General features: G+C 61.4%; 13 protein-coding genes. 10 read left to right on the top strand and 3 right to left on the bottom strand.

What is annotated here, in order from left to right; genetic code table 11:
* Positions 1-130: 130 nt before the first annotated feature.
* Positions 131-1,432, top strand: coding sequence for a hypothetical protein (locus ACS3WA_RS05735; RefSeq protein ID WP_438277584.1), 1,302 nt, complete (start codon positions 131-133; stop codon positions 1,430-1,432).
* 13 nt (positions 1,433-1,445) lie between these two features.
* Positions 1,446-2,444, top strand: a complete 999-nt coding sequence (locus tag ACS3WA_RS05730; RefSeq protein ID WP_438277583.1) for a glycosyltransferase family 2 protein — start codon at positions 1,446-1,448, stop codon at positions 2,442-2,444.
* Between the two features lie 138 nt (positions 2,445-2,582).
* On the opposite strand, the gene ACS3WA_RS05725 is transcribed toward ACS3WA_RS05730, so the two are convergent.
* From ACS3WA_RS05725 to ACS3WA_RS05715, 3 genes are all read right to left on the bottom strand, one after another.
* Positions 2,583-3,131, bottom strand: a complete 549-nt coding sequence (locus ACS3WA_RS05725; RefSeq protein WP_438277582.1) for a hypothetical protein — start codon at positions 3,129-3,131, stop codon at positions 2,583-2,585.
* A gap of 167 nt (positions 3,132-3,298) precedes the next feature.
* Entirely contained in the window at positions 3,299-3,751 is a 453-nt protein-coding gene (locus ACS3WA_RS05720; protein ID WP_438277581.1) for a DNA polymerase III subunit chi, read from the bottom strand.
* Positions 3,748-5,253 (bottom strand): leucyl aminopeptidase, encoded by a 1,506-nt coding sequence (locus ACS3WA_RS05715; protein WP_438277580.1) that lies wholly within the window; start codon positions 5,251-5,253, stop codon positions 3,748-3,750. The genes ACS3WA_RS05720 and ACS3WA_RS05715 overlap by 4 nt, the downstream gene beginning before the upstream one ends.
* Positions 5,254-5,622: 369 nt before the next feature.
* On the opposite strand from ACS3WA_RS05715, the gene lptF reads away from it, so the two are divergent.
* The 8 genes from lptF to ACS3WA_RS05675 all read left to right on the top strand — a co-directional run bounded on the left by lptF (position 5,623) and on the right by ACS3WA_RS05675 (position 15,667).
* A complete protein-coding gene (lptF, locus tag ACS3WA_RS05710; protein WP_438277579.1) occupies positions 5,623-6,792 on the top strand; it encodes an LPS export ABC transporter permease LptF in 1,170 nt (389 codons plus the stop codon).
* Positions 6,789-7,886, top strand: coding sequence for an LPS export ABC transporter permease LptG (lptG, locus tag ACS3WA_RS05705; protein WP_438277578.1), 1,098 nt, complete (start codon positions 6,789-6,791; stop codon positions 7,884-7,886). The genes lptF and lptG overlap by 4 nt, the downstream gene beginning before the upstream one ends.
* A 77-nt stretch (positions 7,887-7,963) precedes the next feature.
* The gene (locus ACS3WA_RS05700) at positions 7,964-10,378 is read left to right on the top strand and encodes an LPS-assembly protein LptD (protein WP_438277577.1); all 2,415 of its coding nucleotides are present in this window, start codon (positions 7,964-7,966) and stop codon (positions 10,376-10,378) included.
* Between the two features lie 90 nt (positions 10,379-10,468).
* Positions 10,469-11,428: a peptidylprolyl isomerase gene (locus ACS3WA_RS05695; protein ID WP_438277576.1), complete on the top strand. Its 960-nt coding sequence runs from the start codon at positions 10,469-10,471 to the stop codon at positions 11,426-11,428.
* Positions 11,429-11,521: 93 nt separating this feature from the next.
* Positions 11,522-12,526: a 4-hydroxythreonine-4-phosphate dehydrogenase PdxA gene (pdxA, locus tag ACS3WA_RS05690; protein WP_438277575.1), complete on the top strand. Its 1,005-nt coding sequence runs from the start codon at positions 11,522-11,524 to the stop codon at positions 12,524-12,526.
* Positions 12,523-13,386 carry a 16S rRNA (adenine(1518)-N(6)/adenine(1519)-N(6))-dimethyltransferase RsmA gene (gene rsmA / locus ACS3WA_RS05685; protein WP_438277574.1) on the top strand — a complete coding sequence of 288 codons (864 nt, stop codon included), beginning with the start codon at positions 12,523-12,525 and terminating at the stop codon, positions 13,384-13,386. The genes pdxA and rsmA overlap by 4 nt, the downstream gene beginning before the upstream one ends.
* A gap of 12 nt (positions 13,387-13,398) precedes the next feature.
* Positions 13,399-14,457 carry an alcohol dehydrogenase gene (locus ACS3WA_RS05680; protein WP_438277573.1) on the top strand — a complete coding sequence of 353 codons (1,059 nt, stop codon included), beginning with the start codon at positions 13,399-13,401 and terminating at the stop codon, positions 14,455-14,457.
* Between the two features lie 202 nt (positions 14,458-14,659).
* On the top strand, positions 14,660-15,667 hold the full coding sequence (locus ACS3WA_RS05675; protein ID WP_438277572.1) for a hypothetical protein: 1,008 nt from the start codon (positions 14,660-14,662) through the stop codon (positions 15,665-15,667).
* Positions 15,668-15,789: the final 122 nt, after the last annotated feature.

Raw genomic sequence — 15,789 nt, 5'->3', positions numbered from 1 at the left:
ATCAGGATGCGATGATCAATCTAATCCCAGAATTGATGATCGTTGATAGGGACCTCTTCGCTTAAAGTCGTGCTTTTTGTTGCACTCGCCCTGGAGTGCGATTTATTCTGCCCGGATCGGGGCCGGGCGAATGCTAAATCTAAAATGTATTATTGCTGGCGCATTGGCGTCCGTACTGCTGGTGATCGCACTGCAGCCGATTTATTTTCTTGCCATGGCCGAGGTGGATCATGCGATCTCGCACAAAACTACCTGGATCCACATCCGCCAGGCCTTCGAGGAAGGCGTTCTGCAAGGCGCGGAGCATAACTTCGTCAGCCAAATCATTGCGAGCGGCGATCGTTTCACCGATTGCTATTCGCTTGGCGTGGGTCTCGAACCAGGCGTAAGCGCGGTAGTGGCGGGAATCACTGCTTCGCGGCCAGCATCGGATCGGCATGCATGCGACGATCTTAAGGAAGCCTCCATAGATCCCTCAGCCGTAACTTGGTCTCGCTATCCCCGATATTGGCACGGCTATCGTCTATACAGTGCGCCACTGGCCTCGAAACTCCCGATTTTAGCTCTAAAGCTCGTCAACTTCCTTGTGCTGGCGGCCGCATCGATCTTTTTTGTTGTGCAATCTTATCGGCTACTTGGTTCTGCCCAAACCATCGCGTTGTGTGCACCAGTGGTGTTTTGTTCTGATTATCTTCGAATCTGGCATGTGACGCCGCATACCGTGAGCACGGTGGTAATTGTCGGCGGCGCAGCGCTATTTGCATTCGCCATTCGGCGCGGCGCAAATCTCGTTGCACTCTTGTTGATGTCCGCAACGTTCGGCTCATTATTCAACTTTGTGGATTTCCTGGTAAACCCGCCGTGGATGCCGATGTTGCTGGCTTTTTTTGTGATGGCCACACCAGACAGGACCGCCCAAGAACGCACCGCTATTGCGCTCCTCTGTGTGGCGACATGGTTCGGAGCCTACGGTCTGACGTGGTTCGCGAAATGGATTGTGGCCTATCTCGTTGACCCAAGCTTTGACATCAAAGCAGATGTGCTCTCGACTGCGATGTTTCGGATTGCCGGTGCGAACAGGAAGGTGATTCATTTTCCCCTTATTGCCACGGCCAAAATGATCGGCTCCTGCCTAGCCAGTTGGGGGATTGGATTTTTCGTCATCTTTACGATCATCTCGTTTCGGGCGGTGCGACGCGGCGACTTCGACCGCCGGAAATTTCTTCTGGTCGCGTGGCCAACACTGATTCCGGTTGTGTGGTTTGAAATTCTTAGCAGCCACAGTCAGATCCACGCGTTTTTCGTGAGCCGCAGCGAGGCGGCGGCTTTTGGAATCTTGTTTGCGGCCGCCTTCGCGGCCGCCGGTGTGAATAATTCGGACCTTGTACTTACACGTGCTCCGATAAGAGAGGTGGCCGATAAGCATGCGTGAAGCTGTGCGAGCTATGCGAATTGCCGTTCTGGTCCCGTGTTACAATGAGGAAGCCACGGTTGCGACCGTGATCGGGGATTTTCGCAAAAGCCTGCCTACCGCCAGGACCTTTGTCTACGATAATAATTCGTCGGATCGGACCGCAGAGGTCGCACGCGCCTCAGGAGCCGAAGTGCGTACCGAACGACGCCGGGGCAAGGGACATGTGGTTCGACGGATGTTCGCCGACATCGATGCCGACATCTATGTTCTGGTCGATGGCGATGCGACCTATGACGCGACCAGCGCGCCGCGCATGATCGATTCGCTGATGTCGAATCATCTCGATATGGTGGTCGGCTTTCGCGTCGACCAGGCGCAAGCTGCCTATCGGACCGGGCATCGCACTGGCAACCTGATGCTGACCAGTTTTCTTACTTCGGTATTCGGCGATTCCTTCAAAGATATTCTTTCCGGTTACCGGGTATTCTCTCGGCGTTTCGTCAAATCATTTCCGGTGCTGTCGGATGGTTTCGAGATCGAAACCGAACTCAGCGTTCATGCGCTCGAACTGGCGTTACCCGTCACCGAGATCGAAACACCCTATTACGCGCGTCCTGCGGGATCGTTCAGCAAGCTCAACACCTGGCGCGATGGTTTCCGGATTCTCGGCACTATCCTGAAACTCTACCGGTCGGAAAAACCGCTGCGTTTCTTCACCGCAATGGGGATCTTCCTGATGGTGGTGTCGATCGGCCTCGCTATTCCGGTTGTCGAGACCTATCTGGAAACGGGCCTCGTTCCCCGGCTACCGACCGCAGTGCTTTCCATGGGTGTAATGATCATGGCGGTGCTGGCGGTATCCTCCGGGCTGGTGCTCGATACCGTTACTCGCGGTCGCCGCGAGATGAAGTTGTTGGCGTATTTATCCCAGGCGCCAACCGGCGGGGCCGTCACTGTAATCGCTCCCACGGGAGCGAGGAATGATTTAAGTGCGTCGCCCGCCCTTCTCCGCCAGCCAACGTCGACCTAAATGAACCTCGACGGGGTCATTCTTTCTTGACCCTCTCACCCGAGCAATCCCCGGTACAGTGCGTTAGATTGCCATTTAGTTGAGACTCCCACTGCTAAAACATGAACGCAAGGCGAAGCGAAACCCGCCGCTGCGAATTCAGGTCGCTGCGCTCTTTTTCTTTTTCGCCCGCCGTTCCGGCCTGGGTGGTGCGACCGGTTCGGGCGCCTTTTCGATCGAAGACAGACGTCCCGCCGTAAAGGTGTAGATTCCGGCGCGGGGCCCGTGCAGGAACGTCAACACCGCGACACGATCGCCGTGCGGATTGTTGGAAAGGCTGACATTGTCCGGCGCGCCGATGCCGCGCGTCACGTCGCATTCGGTGTGGCCCAGCGCGACCGTGCCCGTTACAGGCGCCGTGGACGCCGTGGTTGTCGGCCCCCCTGCGGCGCCGTCGGAAAGCGCGCTTGATTCGCCCGCGCCGATCGGCGGCGCCATGCCCGGACAAAGGCCGTCCGCGCTGATGAGATCGTCCGGCGTTACCGGCTTGTCCGGCGTCAGCGGCGGCGTTTCGATCGAGACGTTCTTGACGAACAGCCTGCCGGATCGCGAGAACCAGTCCGCATCCTTGGACAGAAGGTCGGATGACAACATGTCCGATGCGCTGCCGCAGCCCGTGACGAGCGGCGCCAACAGAAGCAACGACATCAAGGCCCTTCGGCGAAATCTGGGCTGTCTCACGATGAACTCTGTTCCCGACCGATCCTGACGACTCGTCCGAACACCAATTTGAGGCATGACCATGGCTGGCCGACAGCCAATATCAGAAAGCCTCAAATATTAACAAATTACAATATATATCGGCGTATATATCGCTATTGGCGGCGCTGCCAGCGCCCCCGGTCGTCCGCCTGCCAGTAAGTCACATCGAATCCTCGCGACTTGCAGTCGGCCCAGACGGTTCGCGCCGCCTCCAGGGCGACGCCGTCGTCGCCGTCGAAGACCAGTACCAGCCGTTCGTAGGCCTCCGGGCTCTCCGGCAGCGGCGCATTGTCGATCAGAAACATGACGGTTGCCCGATTGGGATTATGCCCGTCGATTGTCAGCACGATCGGCTGCTCGCTGGCATCCTTGATCCGCCAGGTCGCATGCGGCAGGAACGAATCGTCACGATAGGTCCACAGATGCGTGTCGAGCGCATCGGCGCGTTCCTCGGACGTTGTATGGACGACGGCCCGCCAGCCGCGCTCGAAGGTCTTTTCGAGCAGCGGCGGCAGGACATTTTCAAGCGACATGTTCTGCAAATGATAGAACAGGACCTCGGTCATCGCCGCGCTTCGTAGTACTCCGCAACCAGCCGATCCAGCAGGCGGACGCCGAAGCCGGATCCCCAACTCTGATTGATGTCGGATTTCGCAGCGCCCATCGCGGTTCCCGCGATGTCGAGATGCGCCCACGGCGTGTTGTCGACGAACCGCTGCAGGAATTGCGCAGCCGTGATCGAGCCGCCGAAGCGGCCGCCGATGTTCTTCATGTCGGCGAACTGCGAATCGATCAGCTTGTCGTATTCGGGCGCAAGCGGCATGCGCCAGACCCGCTCGCCGGTCTCGAGGCCGACTTTGGTGAGCCGTTCCGACAGTTGATCGTTGTTGGAGAACAGGCCGGCGTGTTCGGTGCCGAGCGCCACCATGATCGCCCCGGTCAGCGTCGCAAGGTCGACCATGATCTTCGGCTTGAATTTTTTCGCGACGTACCAGAGCACGTCGGCGAGGACCAGCCGGCCTTCCGCGTCGGTATTGATGACCTCGATGGTCTGGCCCGACATCGAAGTCACGATATCGCCGGGCCGCTGCGCATTGCCGTCGGGCATGTTCTCGACGAGACCGATCGCGCCGACGACGTTGACCTTCGCCTTGCGCGTCGCGAGCGCGTGCATCAACCCGACCACGCAGGCCGCACCGCCCATGTCGCCCTTCATCTCCTCCATGTTGGAGGCGGGCTTGATCGAAATACCCCCGGTATCGAAGCAGACGCCCTTGCCGACGAAAGCGACCGGCGGCTCGCCCTTCCTGCCGCCGTTCCAGCGCATGACCACCGTCCGGCTGGGTCGCGTCGACCCCTGCCCGACGCCCAGCAGCGCGCCCATGCCGAGCCTGGTCATCGCCTTGACGTCGAGGACGTCGATTCTGACGCCGGCCGTGCGCAGCCGGCTGGCGCGTCGCGCGAATTCCTCGGGATAAAGCACATTCGGCGGCTCGTTCACGAGATCGCGCGCGATGATGACGCCCTCGACAACGTGATTGGCCGGCGCGAACGCCTTCTTCGCGGCGGCGACGTCGGCGACCGCGATCGACACGTCGGCATGCAGCGCCGCCGTGTCGTCGCCGTCTTTCTTTTTGGTCTTGTAACGATCGAATTTGTAGGCGCGCAACCGCATGCCAGAAGCCAGCGACGCCGACTGATCGGGGCTTATCGCCGCCGAGGGCAATTCGGCAATGACCGTCACGGCGCCGCCATCGCCGCGAATCTTTCCGGCGAGAACGCCGCCAAACTTGAGGAAATCGCTGTCCTTGAGGGCCGATGCCTTGCCGACGCCGACGACGATCAGGCGATCAACCTTGAGGCCCTCCGGCGCGAGGATATCGAGCGTGGCGGCGCTTTTGCCCTTGAACCGATTGGTCGCCGAGGCTCGTTTGACGACTGCGGCTGACGCGCCGAGCGCCTTGCTCGCAGCCCGGCCGAATTTCAGAGTCTCGTCGCAGAACACCACGAGGATGCCGCGCGGCGCGGCCGAAAACGGAACAAAGCCGACCTTGACGGCGTCGGGCATCAAAAATCCTCCAGAATCAAGGGCGGCGCAGCGTCGAAACAGGCTGGCTTGTGAAGGGCCGACTATGACCTGTCAAAGGCAACGCTGCCAAGGGTCCGCGATCCCGGATCAGCCATCCGCAGCCGTTATGGCTCCAAAACACACTCGCGGGCGCATTTGATGTTCGCCGCCGTGCCGGCAAGGTGACATGGGCTGGAATTTAACCATAATCGATGCGCATTGAGGCCCGGCCATTTTGTTGACAGATCAAAGGGATGGTACTGAGGGGCGAGTCAGGTAAAACATTGCCGGGGCTTTGGGGGAAGCCTCCACCGGAATCGGGACGCGACTGGTTGTGCCGATCCGGAGGACGGGGGGTCGTTCAGACCAATGGGGTCGATCGATAAGTATATTTTCCGGACGACGCTGGCGTCGTTCCTCGTGGTCCTGGTCAGCCTGACGGGCGTGATCTGGATTACGCAGGCGTTGCGCGGCATCGACCTGATGACGAGTCAGGGCCAGACCATCCTGACGTTTCTGGGGATCACCAGCCTCGCGATTCCGGTGCTGGTGCTGATCATCTCGCCGATCGCGCTGATGATCGCGATTTCGCACACCCTCCACAAGCTTGCGACCGATTCCGAAATCATCGTGATGAACGCTGCCGGCCTGTCGCCGTTTCGGCTGTTCCGGCCCTTCATCTACGCCACCGTGGTCGTGGCTTTGCTGGTGGCGTTCATCGCGGCCTATCTCGCGCCCGACGGCATGCGCCGGCTGAAACGATGGGACGCCGAAATCACCGCCGACGTTCTGGCGAACGTTCTGCAGCCCGGGCGATTTGCGCAGCTCGATCCGAATCTGACGATCAGGGTTCGGGAACGCCAGCCCGGCGGCCTGCTCGTCGGGATCTTCATCGACGACCGCCGCAATCCGAACGAGCGGCTCAGCATCATTGCCAACCAGGGAACCGTGACGAAAAACGACCAGGGATCGTTCCTCGTTCTGGAGAACGGACATCTGGAGCGACTTGAAGCCGGCAAGCGCGAACCGAACATGGTGGCGTTCCACCGCAATGCGTTCGACATGTCGAAATTCTCAAACCGGGGGCACGACGTCGTTTACGGCATCCGCGAGCGCTACCTCTGGGAACTGATCGCGCCGGACCCGGCGGACCCGCTGGTTCAACAACTGCCGGGCCAGTTCCGCGCCGAACTTCACGATCGCTTCACGGCGCCGATCTATCCGTTTGCCTTCGCCGCGCTGACCTTCGCATTCCTCGGAACCCCGCGCACGACGCGTCAGAGCCGCAATTTCTCCATGGGGGCTGCGATCGCCTCCGTGTTCGGCCTGCGCATGGCGGGCTTTGCACTTTCGGTCATGACCGTGAAGTCACCCACAGCTGCGCTTCTGCAATACCTGCTTCTGTTCGGCGCGATCGGCCTCAGCATCCGTGTGATCGTTGCCGGAACCGTGCTCGAACCGCCGGCCGCGTTGATGGAGGCGATCAACAGATCGAACGCGCGGCTCCTCCGCCTGTTCGGGAGGCCAGCCGCCGCATGAGCATGTTGACGAACACATTGGGTCGCTATTTCGCCGGCCGTTTCGCGGTGGCCGCGCTCGGCGTGTTCGTCAGCATCTTCCTGCTTCTCGTTCTCGTCGACTACATCGAAATGGTCCGGAGAACGTCCGGACTTGTCTCGGCGTCGGCGATCATGGTCGCGGAAACATCGCTCTTCAGGGTGCCGCAGCTGCTGGAGAAACTGACGCCGTTTTGTGTGCTGATCGGCGCCATGACCTGCTACCTGGCCTTGTCGCGGCGGCTCGAACTGGTGGTGGCGCGCGCCGCGGGCGTCTCCGCATGGCAATTCATCTCGCCGGCGCTCGCCTCCGCGCTCGTCCTCGGCGTGCTCGCGACCACAGCCTACAATCCGATGTCCGCCAACCTGCGCGAACTGTCCAAGCAGATGGAAGCCGAACTGTTCGGCAGCGCCCCCGCAGGAGGCCTGCAGGACGCGTCGGGCTTCTGGATCAATCAGGTGACGGACGAGGGTCAGGCCATCATCAACGCCGCGCGCAGCGAACAGCAGGGCGTCCGCCTGACCGGGCTCACGGTGTTCAGGTTCGACCCCGACTTCCAATTCAGGGAGCGTATTGAGGCACGCGAGGCGACCCTCGAGGAGCACCACTGGCTGTTCAAGGATGTTCGCCGCTTTACGCTCGACCGCCCTCCGGTCGAGCAGGAACGATTCGTCCTGCCGACCAGCCTCACTCCGGCCCAAGTGCGGAACAGTTTTTCGACCCCCGAGACTGTGTCATTTTGGCAACTACCGGGCTATATCAGGTCATCCGAAAGTTCGGGGTTCGCCACCGCAGGCTACCGGCTGCAATATCACAAACTCCTTGCACAGCCGTTTTTGCTGGCTGCGATGGTGATGTTGGCAGCTTCGGTGAGCCTCCGGTTCTTCCGCTTCGGCGGCGTGCAGAAGATGGTTTTAAGTGGCGTGGGATCGGGCTTTCTGCTCTATGTCCTGTCCAAGGTAACCGAGGATTTGAGCAAGGCCGAATTGATGAATCCGATTGCTGCGGCGTGGCTGCCTGTCTGTGTGGGCGGCCTCGCCGGCTTTTTGGTCTTGCTGTACCAGGAGGACGGGTAGTGGCTGCAATCGCCGCCCCCCGAAGACGCTTGCCTGCCTGCAAGCGGCGCACCTCCCCGCGCCGCCGCCGGATCGGTATGTCCGCGATTCTGACCTCCCTGGCCCCGGCAGCGCTTGGCCTGCTCACCATCGCCTCGCTGGGTATCGTCACGATCACACCGGCCGCGGCTCAAAGTTTCTCCTTCAATCCTCACCCGACAAAGCCCAAGCCTCCGCCGGCGCAGAACAACGGGCAGATGCTCGTTCAGGCAACCGAACTCGATTACGACTACAACAACTCTCGCGTGTCGGCGGTCGGCAACGTGCAGATCTTCTACAACGGCACGAGTGTCGAGGCGGACAAGGTCATCTACGACCAGAAGACGAAGAGGCTCCACGCCGAGGGCAACATCCGCATGACCGATGCGGACGGCAAGATCACCTACGCCAACATCCTCGATCTGAGCGACGACTACCGCGACGGCTTTGTCGACTCGCTGAGGGTCGACACCGCGGACGCCACGCGCATGGCGGCGAGCCGGGCCGACCGGACCAAGGGCAACTACACCGTCTTCGAAAACGGCGTCTACACCGCCTGCGCGCCCTGCAGGGAGGATCCGAAAAAGCCTCCGCTGTGGCAGGTCAAGGGCGCCCGCATCATTCACGATCAAACCGAGAAGATGCTGTATTTCGAGGACGCCCGACTGGAATTCTACGGCGTCCCGCTCGCCTACATGCCGTTCTTCTCCACGCCCGATCCGACGGTGAAGCGCAAGAGCGGCTTTCTGATGCCGTATGTGACTTCCTATAATCCTTTCGGGGTCGGGGTGGAGGTCCCCTATTATTTCGCGCTCGCGCCGAACTACGATCTGACTCTCTCGCCGCGCTTCACCACGCGGCAGGGCGTGCTGGTGCAGGGTGAGTTCAGGCAGCGCCTCCTCGACGGCGCCTATCAAATCCGCGCTTATGGAATTGACCAACTGGATCAAAAGGTGTTTGCCGGACAACCCGGCGATCGCCAGTTCCGCGGCGGTTTCGATACCCAAGGACAGTTTGCATTAAACGACAAGTGGGTCTGGGGCTGGGACGGCGTCCTGGTGAGCGATTATTATTTCTTCTCCGACTACCGGTTGAAGCAATACAGCGATCCCCTGCAATCGTTCCTCAGCCTGCCGACCGAGGCGATCTCGCAACTCTATTTGACCGGCGTCGGCAACCGCAGCTATTTCGATGCGCGTGCGGTCCACTATCTGAGCTTCTCGGGCAACCAGAGCCAGGTTCCGATCATTGCGCCGGTCATCGACTATTCGAACGTCATCAACCATTCGGTCATCGGCGGAGAGTTCAGCTACAAGTTCAACTTCACCAATCTCACGCGCGATCAGGCGCAGTTCGATCCGATCTCGACGCTGGCGAACACCTCTTTCCTGTGTCTCCCGACGTCAGCCGATCCGATGGCGCGGACACCCAACAACTGTCTTCTGCGCGGCGTTCCCGGCACCTACACGCGCCTGACGGCCGAAGCGCAGTGGCGGAAGTCGTTCACCGATTCCTACGGCCAGATCTGGACACCGTTCGCTTCGCTTCGCGCCGACGCGATCAATGCCGACATCTCGAACCAGCCGGGCGTTTCCAACTTCCTGCAGCCGGGCAATGCGAGCACTGTCCGCTTCATGCCCGCGGTGGGTCTCGAGTATCGCTACCCCTTCATCAACGTTCAGCCCTGGGGCACCACGACGATCGAACCGATCGCGCAGGTCATCATCCGCCCGAACGAGAGCTATGCAGGCAAGCTGCCGAATGAGGACGCACAAAGCCTGGTCTTCGACGCCACCAACCTTTTCAGCGTCGACAAGTTCTCCGGTTACGACCGCGTCGAAGGCGGCGGCCGCGCCAATGTCGGCGTAAAGGCGACGACCCAGTTCGATCAGGGCGGCTCGATCAATTTCCTGTTCGGCCAGTCCTATCACCTGTTCGGGCTGAACTCGTTCGCCGTTGCCGACCTCACCAATACCGGTGTCGATTCCGGCTTGCAGCGCAAGCAATCGGACTATGTGACGAGCATCAACTATTCACCCAACAGCATCTTCACGTTCAGCACGCGTGCGCGTTTCGACGACGAGACGTTGACCGTCCAGCGCTTCGAGGCCGAAGGTCGTGCCAGCTTCAGCCGTTGGTCCGCGAGCGTGTTGTACGGCGACTATGCAGCGCAGCCGGACCTCGGTTATCTTACGCGCCGACGGGGCATTCTGGGTTCCGGTTCCGTCAAGATTGCATCGAACTGGGTCGTGCAGGGTGCGGCACGCTGGGATCTGGAATCCAACGAGATCAACCAGTATACAATCGGCGCAGGATACGTGGACGATTGCTTCGTCCTCGGCCTCAACTACGTTACCTCGTATACATATTCCGCAGGATCAACGCCGCCCCAGCTTAACCATTCTTTCATGCTTCAACTTGGTTTGCGGACACTGGGCCAGACCCGCGGAGGGAACGGAGCGGGCGTCCGGTGATTGCAGGGCGGCGGCTCTGTGGACGTGGCAGGCAACGCCGCTCGATGTGGGCCCGATCCGGTTGACAAGAGATCTGCTAGTGCCACCGACATGAAAATCATCCTGCTCTTCCGGCCGTTCCGCTGCTTTGCCATATTCGCAGTTCTTCTGTCGGCGTGCCTGAACTCGCCGCTGCATGCGCAGTCCGTGGCGGTCATGGTCAATGGCGAGCCGATCACCACGTTCGATATTGAACAGCGCAGCCGGCTGATTCAAATATCCACGCACAAGTCTCCGACCCGGCAACAGGTGATCGACGAGTTGATCGACGAAAAGGTGAAGATCAGGGAAGCCAAGAAATACGGCGTGAACCCGACTTCGTCGGATATCGATCAGGCCTATGCCAGCATGGGCGCGCGAATGCGAATGTCGCCCGACCAGCTGACGAAATCGCTCGCCTCGCAAGGTGTCCGCCCGGATACCATCAAGGCGCGCCTGAAGGCCGATCTCGTCTGGGGAAGCCTCGTGCGCGGGCGCTTCAAAGACAGTCTCCTTGTCAGCGATCGCGACGTGAACGAGGCGCTGAAGGCCAGCGGCGACGACCAATCGAAAACCGAAGGGTTCGAATACCAGATGCGTCCCGTGGTGTTGATCGTTCCGCGCGGCGCCGCCGCTTCCGTGATGGAGGCCCGTCGCAAGGAAGCGGAGTCCTTGCGCGAACGCGTTCAGTCGTGCGCGGATGCGGCTCGCCTTTTCAAGGCGATGCGGAACGCCACGATACGCGATACCGTCGTCAAGACCTCGGCCGATCTGCCGCCGCCGCTTCGCGATCTGCTCGACAAGACGCCCGTGGGGCATCTGACTCCGCCGGAGATCACGCGGCAGGGCGTGGAAATGGTAGCTGTCTGCGAAAAGAAGGTGACCAGCGTGGATACCCCGAAGAAAAAGGAAATCCGCGAGAAGATGTTCGCCGCCAAGTATGAGAAGAAATCCAAGGATTACCTGGACGACATTCGGAAATCCGCGATGATCGAGTATCGTCAGGGTAGCCCCGGGAAAAAAGGGGAGTAGTAGGGACGTTCGCGTCCTCGCTTCCGAGGGCACGACCCCAATATTGTGAGCGGCGGCATGTGCTGACGGAGGCCGCGCTGGAGCGACCGCGTTGTGAAGCCTCTTGCACTGACCCTTGGCGAGCCGGCCGGCATCGGACCTGATATCGCGATCGCAGCGTGGCTCCGCCGTAACAGCGATTCCGTTCCCCCGTTCTATCTCCTCGGCGACCGGGCCTTCATCTCGGCGCGTGCGAGGTTGCTTGGCGTCGATCTCCCCCTGGCAGAGGTCGCTGGCGGCGACGTCTGCCGGATATTTACGGACGCGCTTCCGATCACTTCTACCGGCTATCCGACGACCGCGCGGCCTGGTCATCCCGACGACAACAGTGCGGCCGCGGCCATCGGGTCCATCCGCCAAGCGGTCAGCGATGTCATTGCCGGACACGCAGCCGCGATCGTCACCAACCCGATCGCCAAGAGCGTGCTCTACCGTGCCGGCTTCGCTCATCCCGGCCACACCGAGTTTCTCGCCGAACTGGCGGCGGGCGATGGCAAGCCGCGGCAACCGGTGATGTTGCTGTGGTCGTCCGACCTTGCGGTGGTGCCCGTCACGATTCATCTCCCTTTGCGCGAGGCGATCGCGACGCTGTCGAGCCCGATGATCGTGGACACCGTCCGCATCGTCGTTGCCGATCTGCGGTCACGCTTCGGAATCGTCCGGCCCCGCATCGCGGTATCCGGACTGAATCCCCATGCCGGGGAGGACGGTTCACTCGGAACCGAAGATCAGACGATCGTAGCGCCCGCCGTCGCGATCTTGCGCGCGGATGGGATCGACGTCAGAGGTCCGCTTCCCGCCGACACCATGTTCCATGAAGCGGCGCGACGGACCTATGACTGCGCGATCTGCATGTACCACGATCAGGCGCTGATCCCGGTCAAGACGCTGGCTTTCGACCGCGCGGTCAACGTCACGCTGGGGCTGCCGTTCATCAGGACATCGCCCGATCACGGCACGGCCTTCGACATCGCGGGCACCGGACGCGCCGACCCGTCAAGCCTGATCGCGGCGCTGCGTTTGGCCGCGCGAATGGCGGACTCAACGCACTCGGCATGAGCACGATTGATGACCTTCCCCCGCTCCGCGACGTCATCAAACGTCATGCGCTGTCGGCGCGCAAATCCCTGGGACAAAACTTTCTGCTCGATCTGAACCTTACCGCGCGGATCGCGCGCGCCGCCGGCCCGCTTCAAGATACGACTGTCATCGAGGTTGGGCCCGGCCCCGGCGGATTGACCCGCGCGCTGTTGGCAACCGGTGCCAAGCATGTGATCGCCATCGAGCGTGACGAGCGTGCCGTCGGGGCGCTGCAAGAAATCTCGGACCGCTATCCCGGACGCCTCACCATCGTCAACGCGGACGCGATGCAATTCGACCCGCGTCCGCTGCTCGGCCCGAAGCGCGCAAAGATCGTCGCCAACCTGCCCTATAACGTCGCAACGGCGCTTCTGATCGGCTGGCTGAGTGTCGAGCCATGGCCGCCCTGGTATGACGCGATGGTGCTGATGTTCCAGCGCGAGGTGGCCGAGCGGATCGTCGCCCGCGAAAACGAGGAAGCTTATGGCCGCCTCGGCGTACTGTCGAACTGGCGCGCTGAGACCAAAATCCTGTTCGACATCTCGCCTGCGGCCTTCGTGCCGCAGCCGCAAGTCACCTCCTCCGTCGTGCGGCTGGTGCCTCGCGACAAGCCCGAGCCTTGCGAGCGCCGTTTGCTCGAACAGGTCGCCGCCGCCGCCTTCGGACAGCGTCGCAAGATGCTGCGGCAAAGTCTGAAGTCGCTGCCCGTCGATCCGGCGTTGCTGACCGCAGCCGCCGGGATCGACCCGACCCGGCGAGCCGAGACCGTTCCGATATCCGGCTTTGTCGCCATGGCCCGGGAATTGGCGGACTTGCGAAACAGGGCAAACCGGGCCTGAGGAGAAAACGTGATGGCCATGATGAAACGCCAATCGCTCGTCAGGTTCGACGCGGCGTTGTGCGAAACCATTATCGATGCACCGAAGCCGCAGGGCCACGAGGTTCTGGTGCGGGTCGAGCGCTGCGGACTCTGCCATTCCGACCTGCATTTGCAGGACGGCTACATGGATCTCGGCAACGGCAAACGGCTGGACACGACCCGCGGCATGGCCCTGCCCTTCACCCTCGGCCACGAGATTGCCGGCGTTGTCGACGAAGTCGGCCCGGACGCGCCGAAAGACATCGTCGGGCGAAAGAAAGCGGTATTTCCCTGGATCGGCTGTGGCCAGTGCCGGGACTGCGTGGCCGGAGACGAAAATCTCTGCGCCAGGAACCGCTTTCTGGGCGTTTCGATCGACGGTGGATTCGCCACCCACGTGCTGGTGCCGGACGCAAAATACCTGCTCGACTACGATCCTCTATCGGTCAACATGGCGGCGACGCTGATGTGCTCGGGCATCACCGCCTATGGGGCGCTGAAGCGCCTCGTCGACCGGCCGCGCCAGCGCAACCTGCTGCTGATCGGTTTGGGCGGCGTCGGCATGATGGGACTTGCATTCGCACAGGCCATGTTCAAGCAGAAGGTATCCGTCGCGGACCTGAGTCCGGCTGCGCGGGAGACCGCGCTCGCGAACGGCGCTGCGGTCGCCTACGACCCGTCGGAAGCCGATATCGCCCGGCGCATCATCAAGGAAAACGACGGAGGCTTCGATGCTGTCGTCGACTTCGCCGGCAACGAGAAATCGATGAACTTTGCGGTCTCGACCGTCGCCCGCGGCGGAAAGATCGTGGTTTCCGGACTGATGGGCGGCAATTTCAACCTGCCGATCGTGCAGTGGATTTACAAGCGCATGACCATCGAAGGCTTCATGGTGGGCACGCTTGCCGAGGCGAAGGAGCTGATGGCGCTGGCGCGATCCGGCAGGATCAAGCCGACCCCGATGAGGGAGGAGCCGATGGGCGACGCTCAGAAATGGATGGAGCAATTGCGGGCCGGCAAGGTGGTCGGCCGCGTCATGTTCAAGAACTGACGAGCATTTCGCCGGCGCATGCCGACCTCGCCGGGCAAACCGGAAACCACGATACACTACCCGCAAAACGAGCATTTTCCTGCGCCGCTGGCCTCAATTAAGCCTCAGCCCTTCCGGATTTGTGGCGCAATACCACCCCAGTCTCTCCCGACAATTTGGCGAAGACCTCATTGCGTTCATCTCGTCATCATCGGGGATGCTCATGTCAAATCGTTCGGGGAAATTGCTCTCAACCTTTTTTATCGCTTCGTTCGCGGGCAGTGTGCTCGCAATCGCCGCACACGGTCCGGCGCGCGCAGACGATACCTGTCTTGCGGGTCCGCAAGCGACGACGCCGCGTGGAAGCCACTGGTACTATCGCATCGAACAGGGGACGAAACGTCACTGCTGGTATCTCGGCGCAGAACGCGGCAAGATCGCCCAGAAACCTGCCGCCAAGTCTCGACCGCATGCTCGCGCACCGGAAAAACTGGCCCAGACTGCGGAGCCGCCTTTGCAGCCGTCCGTCGCCAACGCCCGTGCGGAATTCGATGACGCGGCGCATGGTCAAGCGAACGCCAGCGCACCGCCGTCCGACACGACTTACTCGAGTGCGCACGACCAGGCGAGCGCCGCCCCCGTACCCTCCGAGGTGGCCTCGGTAGCCGAAGCGCCGACCGCCGCGACAGCCGATACCTCGCCATCGGCCGTGACCACGCGCTGGCCCGATCCCGCAAACACCAAGGCTCCGCCGATCCAGATGGCGGAGCAACAACAGCCGACCGCGCCGGAAACCGTGACATCCAGCCCGCAGTTGCAGAACGACCAGCCGCCGCCAGCGGCCGCGACCGCGCCGGCTCCGCAGTTGGTTGCCGAACGCAGCGAGCCCGGCCCCGCCGTCAGCATCGTCCGCGCCCCGGAATCCGAGCCAGCGTCCTATTCCATGCTGTTCCTGCTGGGCGGGCTGGCCGCCGCCCTGGGCTTCGCGGGAGTTCTCGGATTTGTGGTTGTCAGGTTTGGAAGCCTGAGCAGCGTCATGCGCACTCTTCCTCGATCGGAATCGATCCGGGACGTGGTCGACACCGGCCACCTTCCGCCATGGCAGCGGCGTGATAACGACATCGCACCGACACCGGCCCGCGACCCGCTCCGCACGCGGAGAGAGATCGAGGCGCAATCGCGCGACATCATGGAAATCCTCGCGCGAGCCTCTCGCGGAGCGGCGACGTAGCGATTAACGAAAGCGTTTCCAGCGAAGCATGTCCTCGGGTCTTTGACCCGAGGACAACCGGTTCGCGTCAAGACAACGCTTCAAATCAAAATCATGGAGTTCCGCTTCTCAACCCGTCGGAA

Origin of the sequence: Nitrobacter sp., from assembly GCF_051535235.1 — a bacterium.
Lineage (GTDB): Bacteria > Pseudomonadota > Alphaproteobacteria > Rhizobiales > Xanthobacteraceae > Nitrobacter.
This window is presented reverse-complemented; position numbering and strand designations above follow the sequence as displayed.

What these genes read in the sequence shown, in the direction of transcription:
- ACS3WA_RS05735 (WP_438277584.1), top strand. Translation starts at nt 131, where the DNA reads ATGCTAAATCTAAAATGTATTATTGCTGGCGCATTGGCGTCCGTACTG.
- ACS3WA_RS05730 (WP_438277583.1), top strand. Translation starts at nt 1,446, where the DNA reads ATGCGAATTGCCGTTCTGGTCCCGTGTTACAATGAGGAAGCCACGGTT.
- ACS3WA_RS05725 (WP_438277582.1), bottom strand. Translation starts at nt 3,131, where the DNA reads ATGTCGTTGCTTCTGTTGGCGCCGCTCGTCACGGGCTGCGGCAGCGCA.
- ACS3WA_RS05720 (WP_438277581.1), bottom strand. Translation starts at nt 3,751, where the DNA reads ATGACCGAGGTCCTGTTCTATCATTTGCAGAACATGTCGCTTGAAAAT.
- ACS3WA_RS05715 (WP_438277580.1), bottom strand. Translation starts at nt 5,253, where the DNA reads ATGCCCGACGCCGTCAAGGTCGGCTTTGTTCCGTTTTCGGCCGCGCCG.
- lptF (WP_438277579.1), top strand. Translation starts at nt 5,623, where the DNA reads ATGGGGTCGATCGATAAGTATATTTTCCGGACGACGCTGGCGTCGTTC.
- lptG (WP_438277578.1), top strand. Translation starts at nt 6,789, where the DNA reads ATGAGCATGTTGACGAACACATTGGGTCGCTATTTCGCCGGCCGTTTC.
- ACS3WA_RS05700 (WP_438277577.1), top strand. Translation starts at nt 7,964, where the DNA reads ATGTCCGCGATTCTGACCTCCCTGGCCCCGGCAGCGCTTGGCCTGCTC.
- ACS3WA_RS05695 (WP_438277576.1), top strand. Translation starts at nt 10,469, where the DNA reads ATGAAAATCATCCTGCTCTTCCGGCCGTTCCGCTGCTTTGCCATATTC.
- rsmA (WP_438277574.1), top strand. Translation starts at nt 12,523, where the DNA reads ATGAGCACGATTGATGACCTTCCCCCGCTCCGCGACGTCATCAAACGT.
- ACS3WA_RS05680 (WP_438277573.1), top strand. Translation starts at nt 13,399, where the DNA reads ATGGCCATGATGAAACGCCAATCGCTCGTCAGGTTCGACGCGGCGTTG.
- ACS3WA_RS05675 (WP_438277572.1), top strand. Translation starts at nt 14,660, where the DNA reads ATGTCAAATCGTTCGGGGAAATTGCTCTCAACCTTTTTTATCGCTTCG.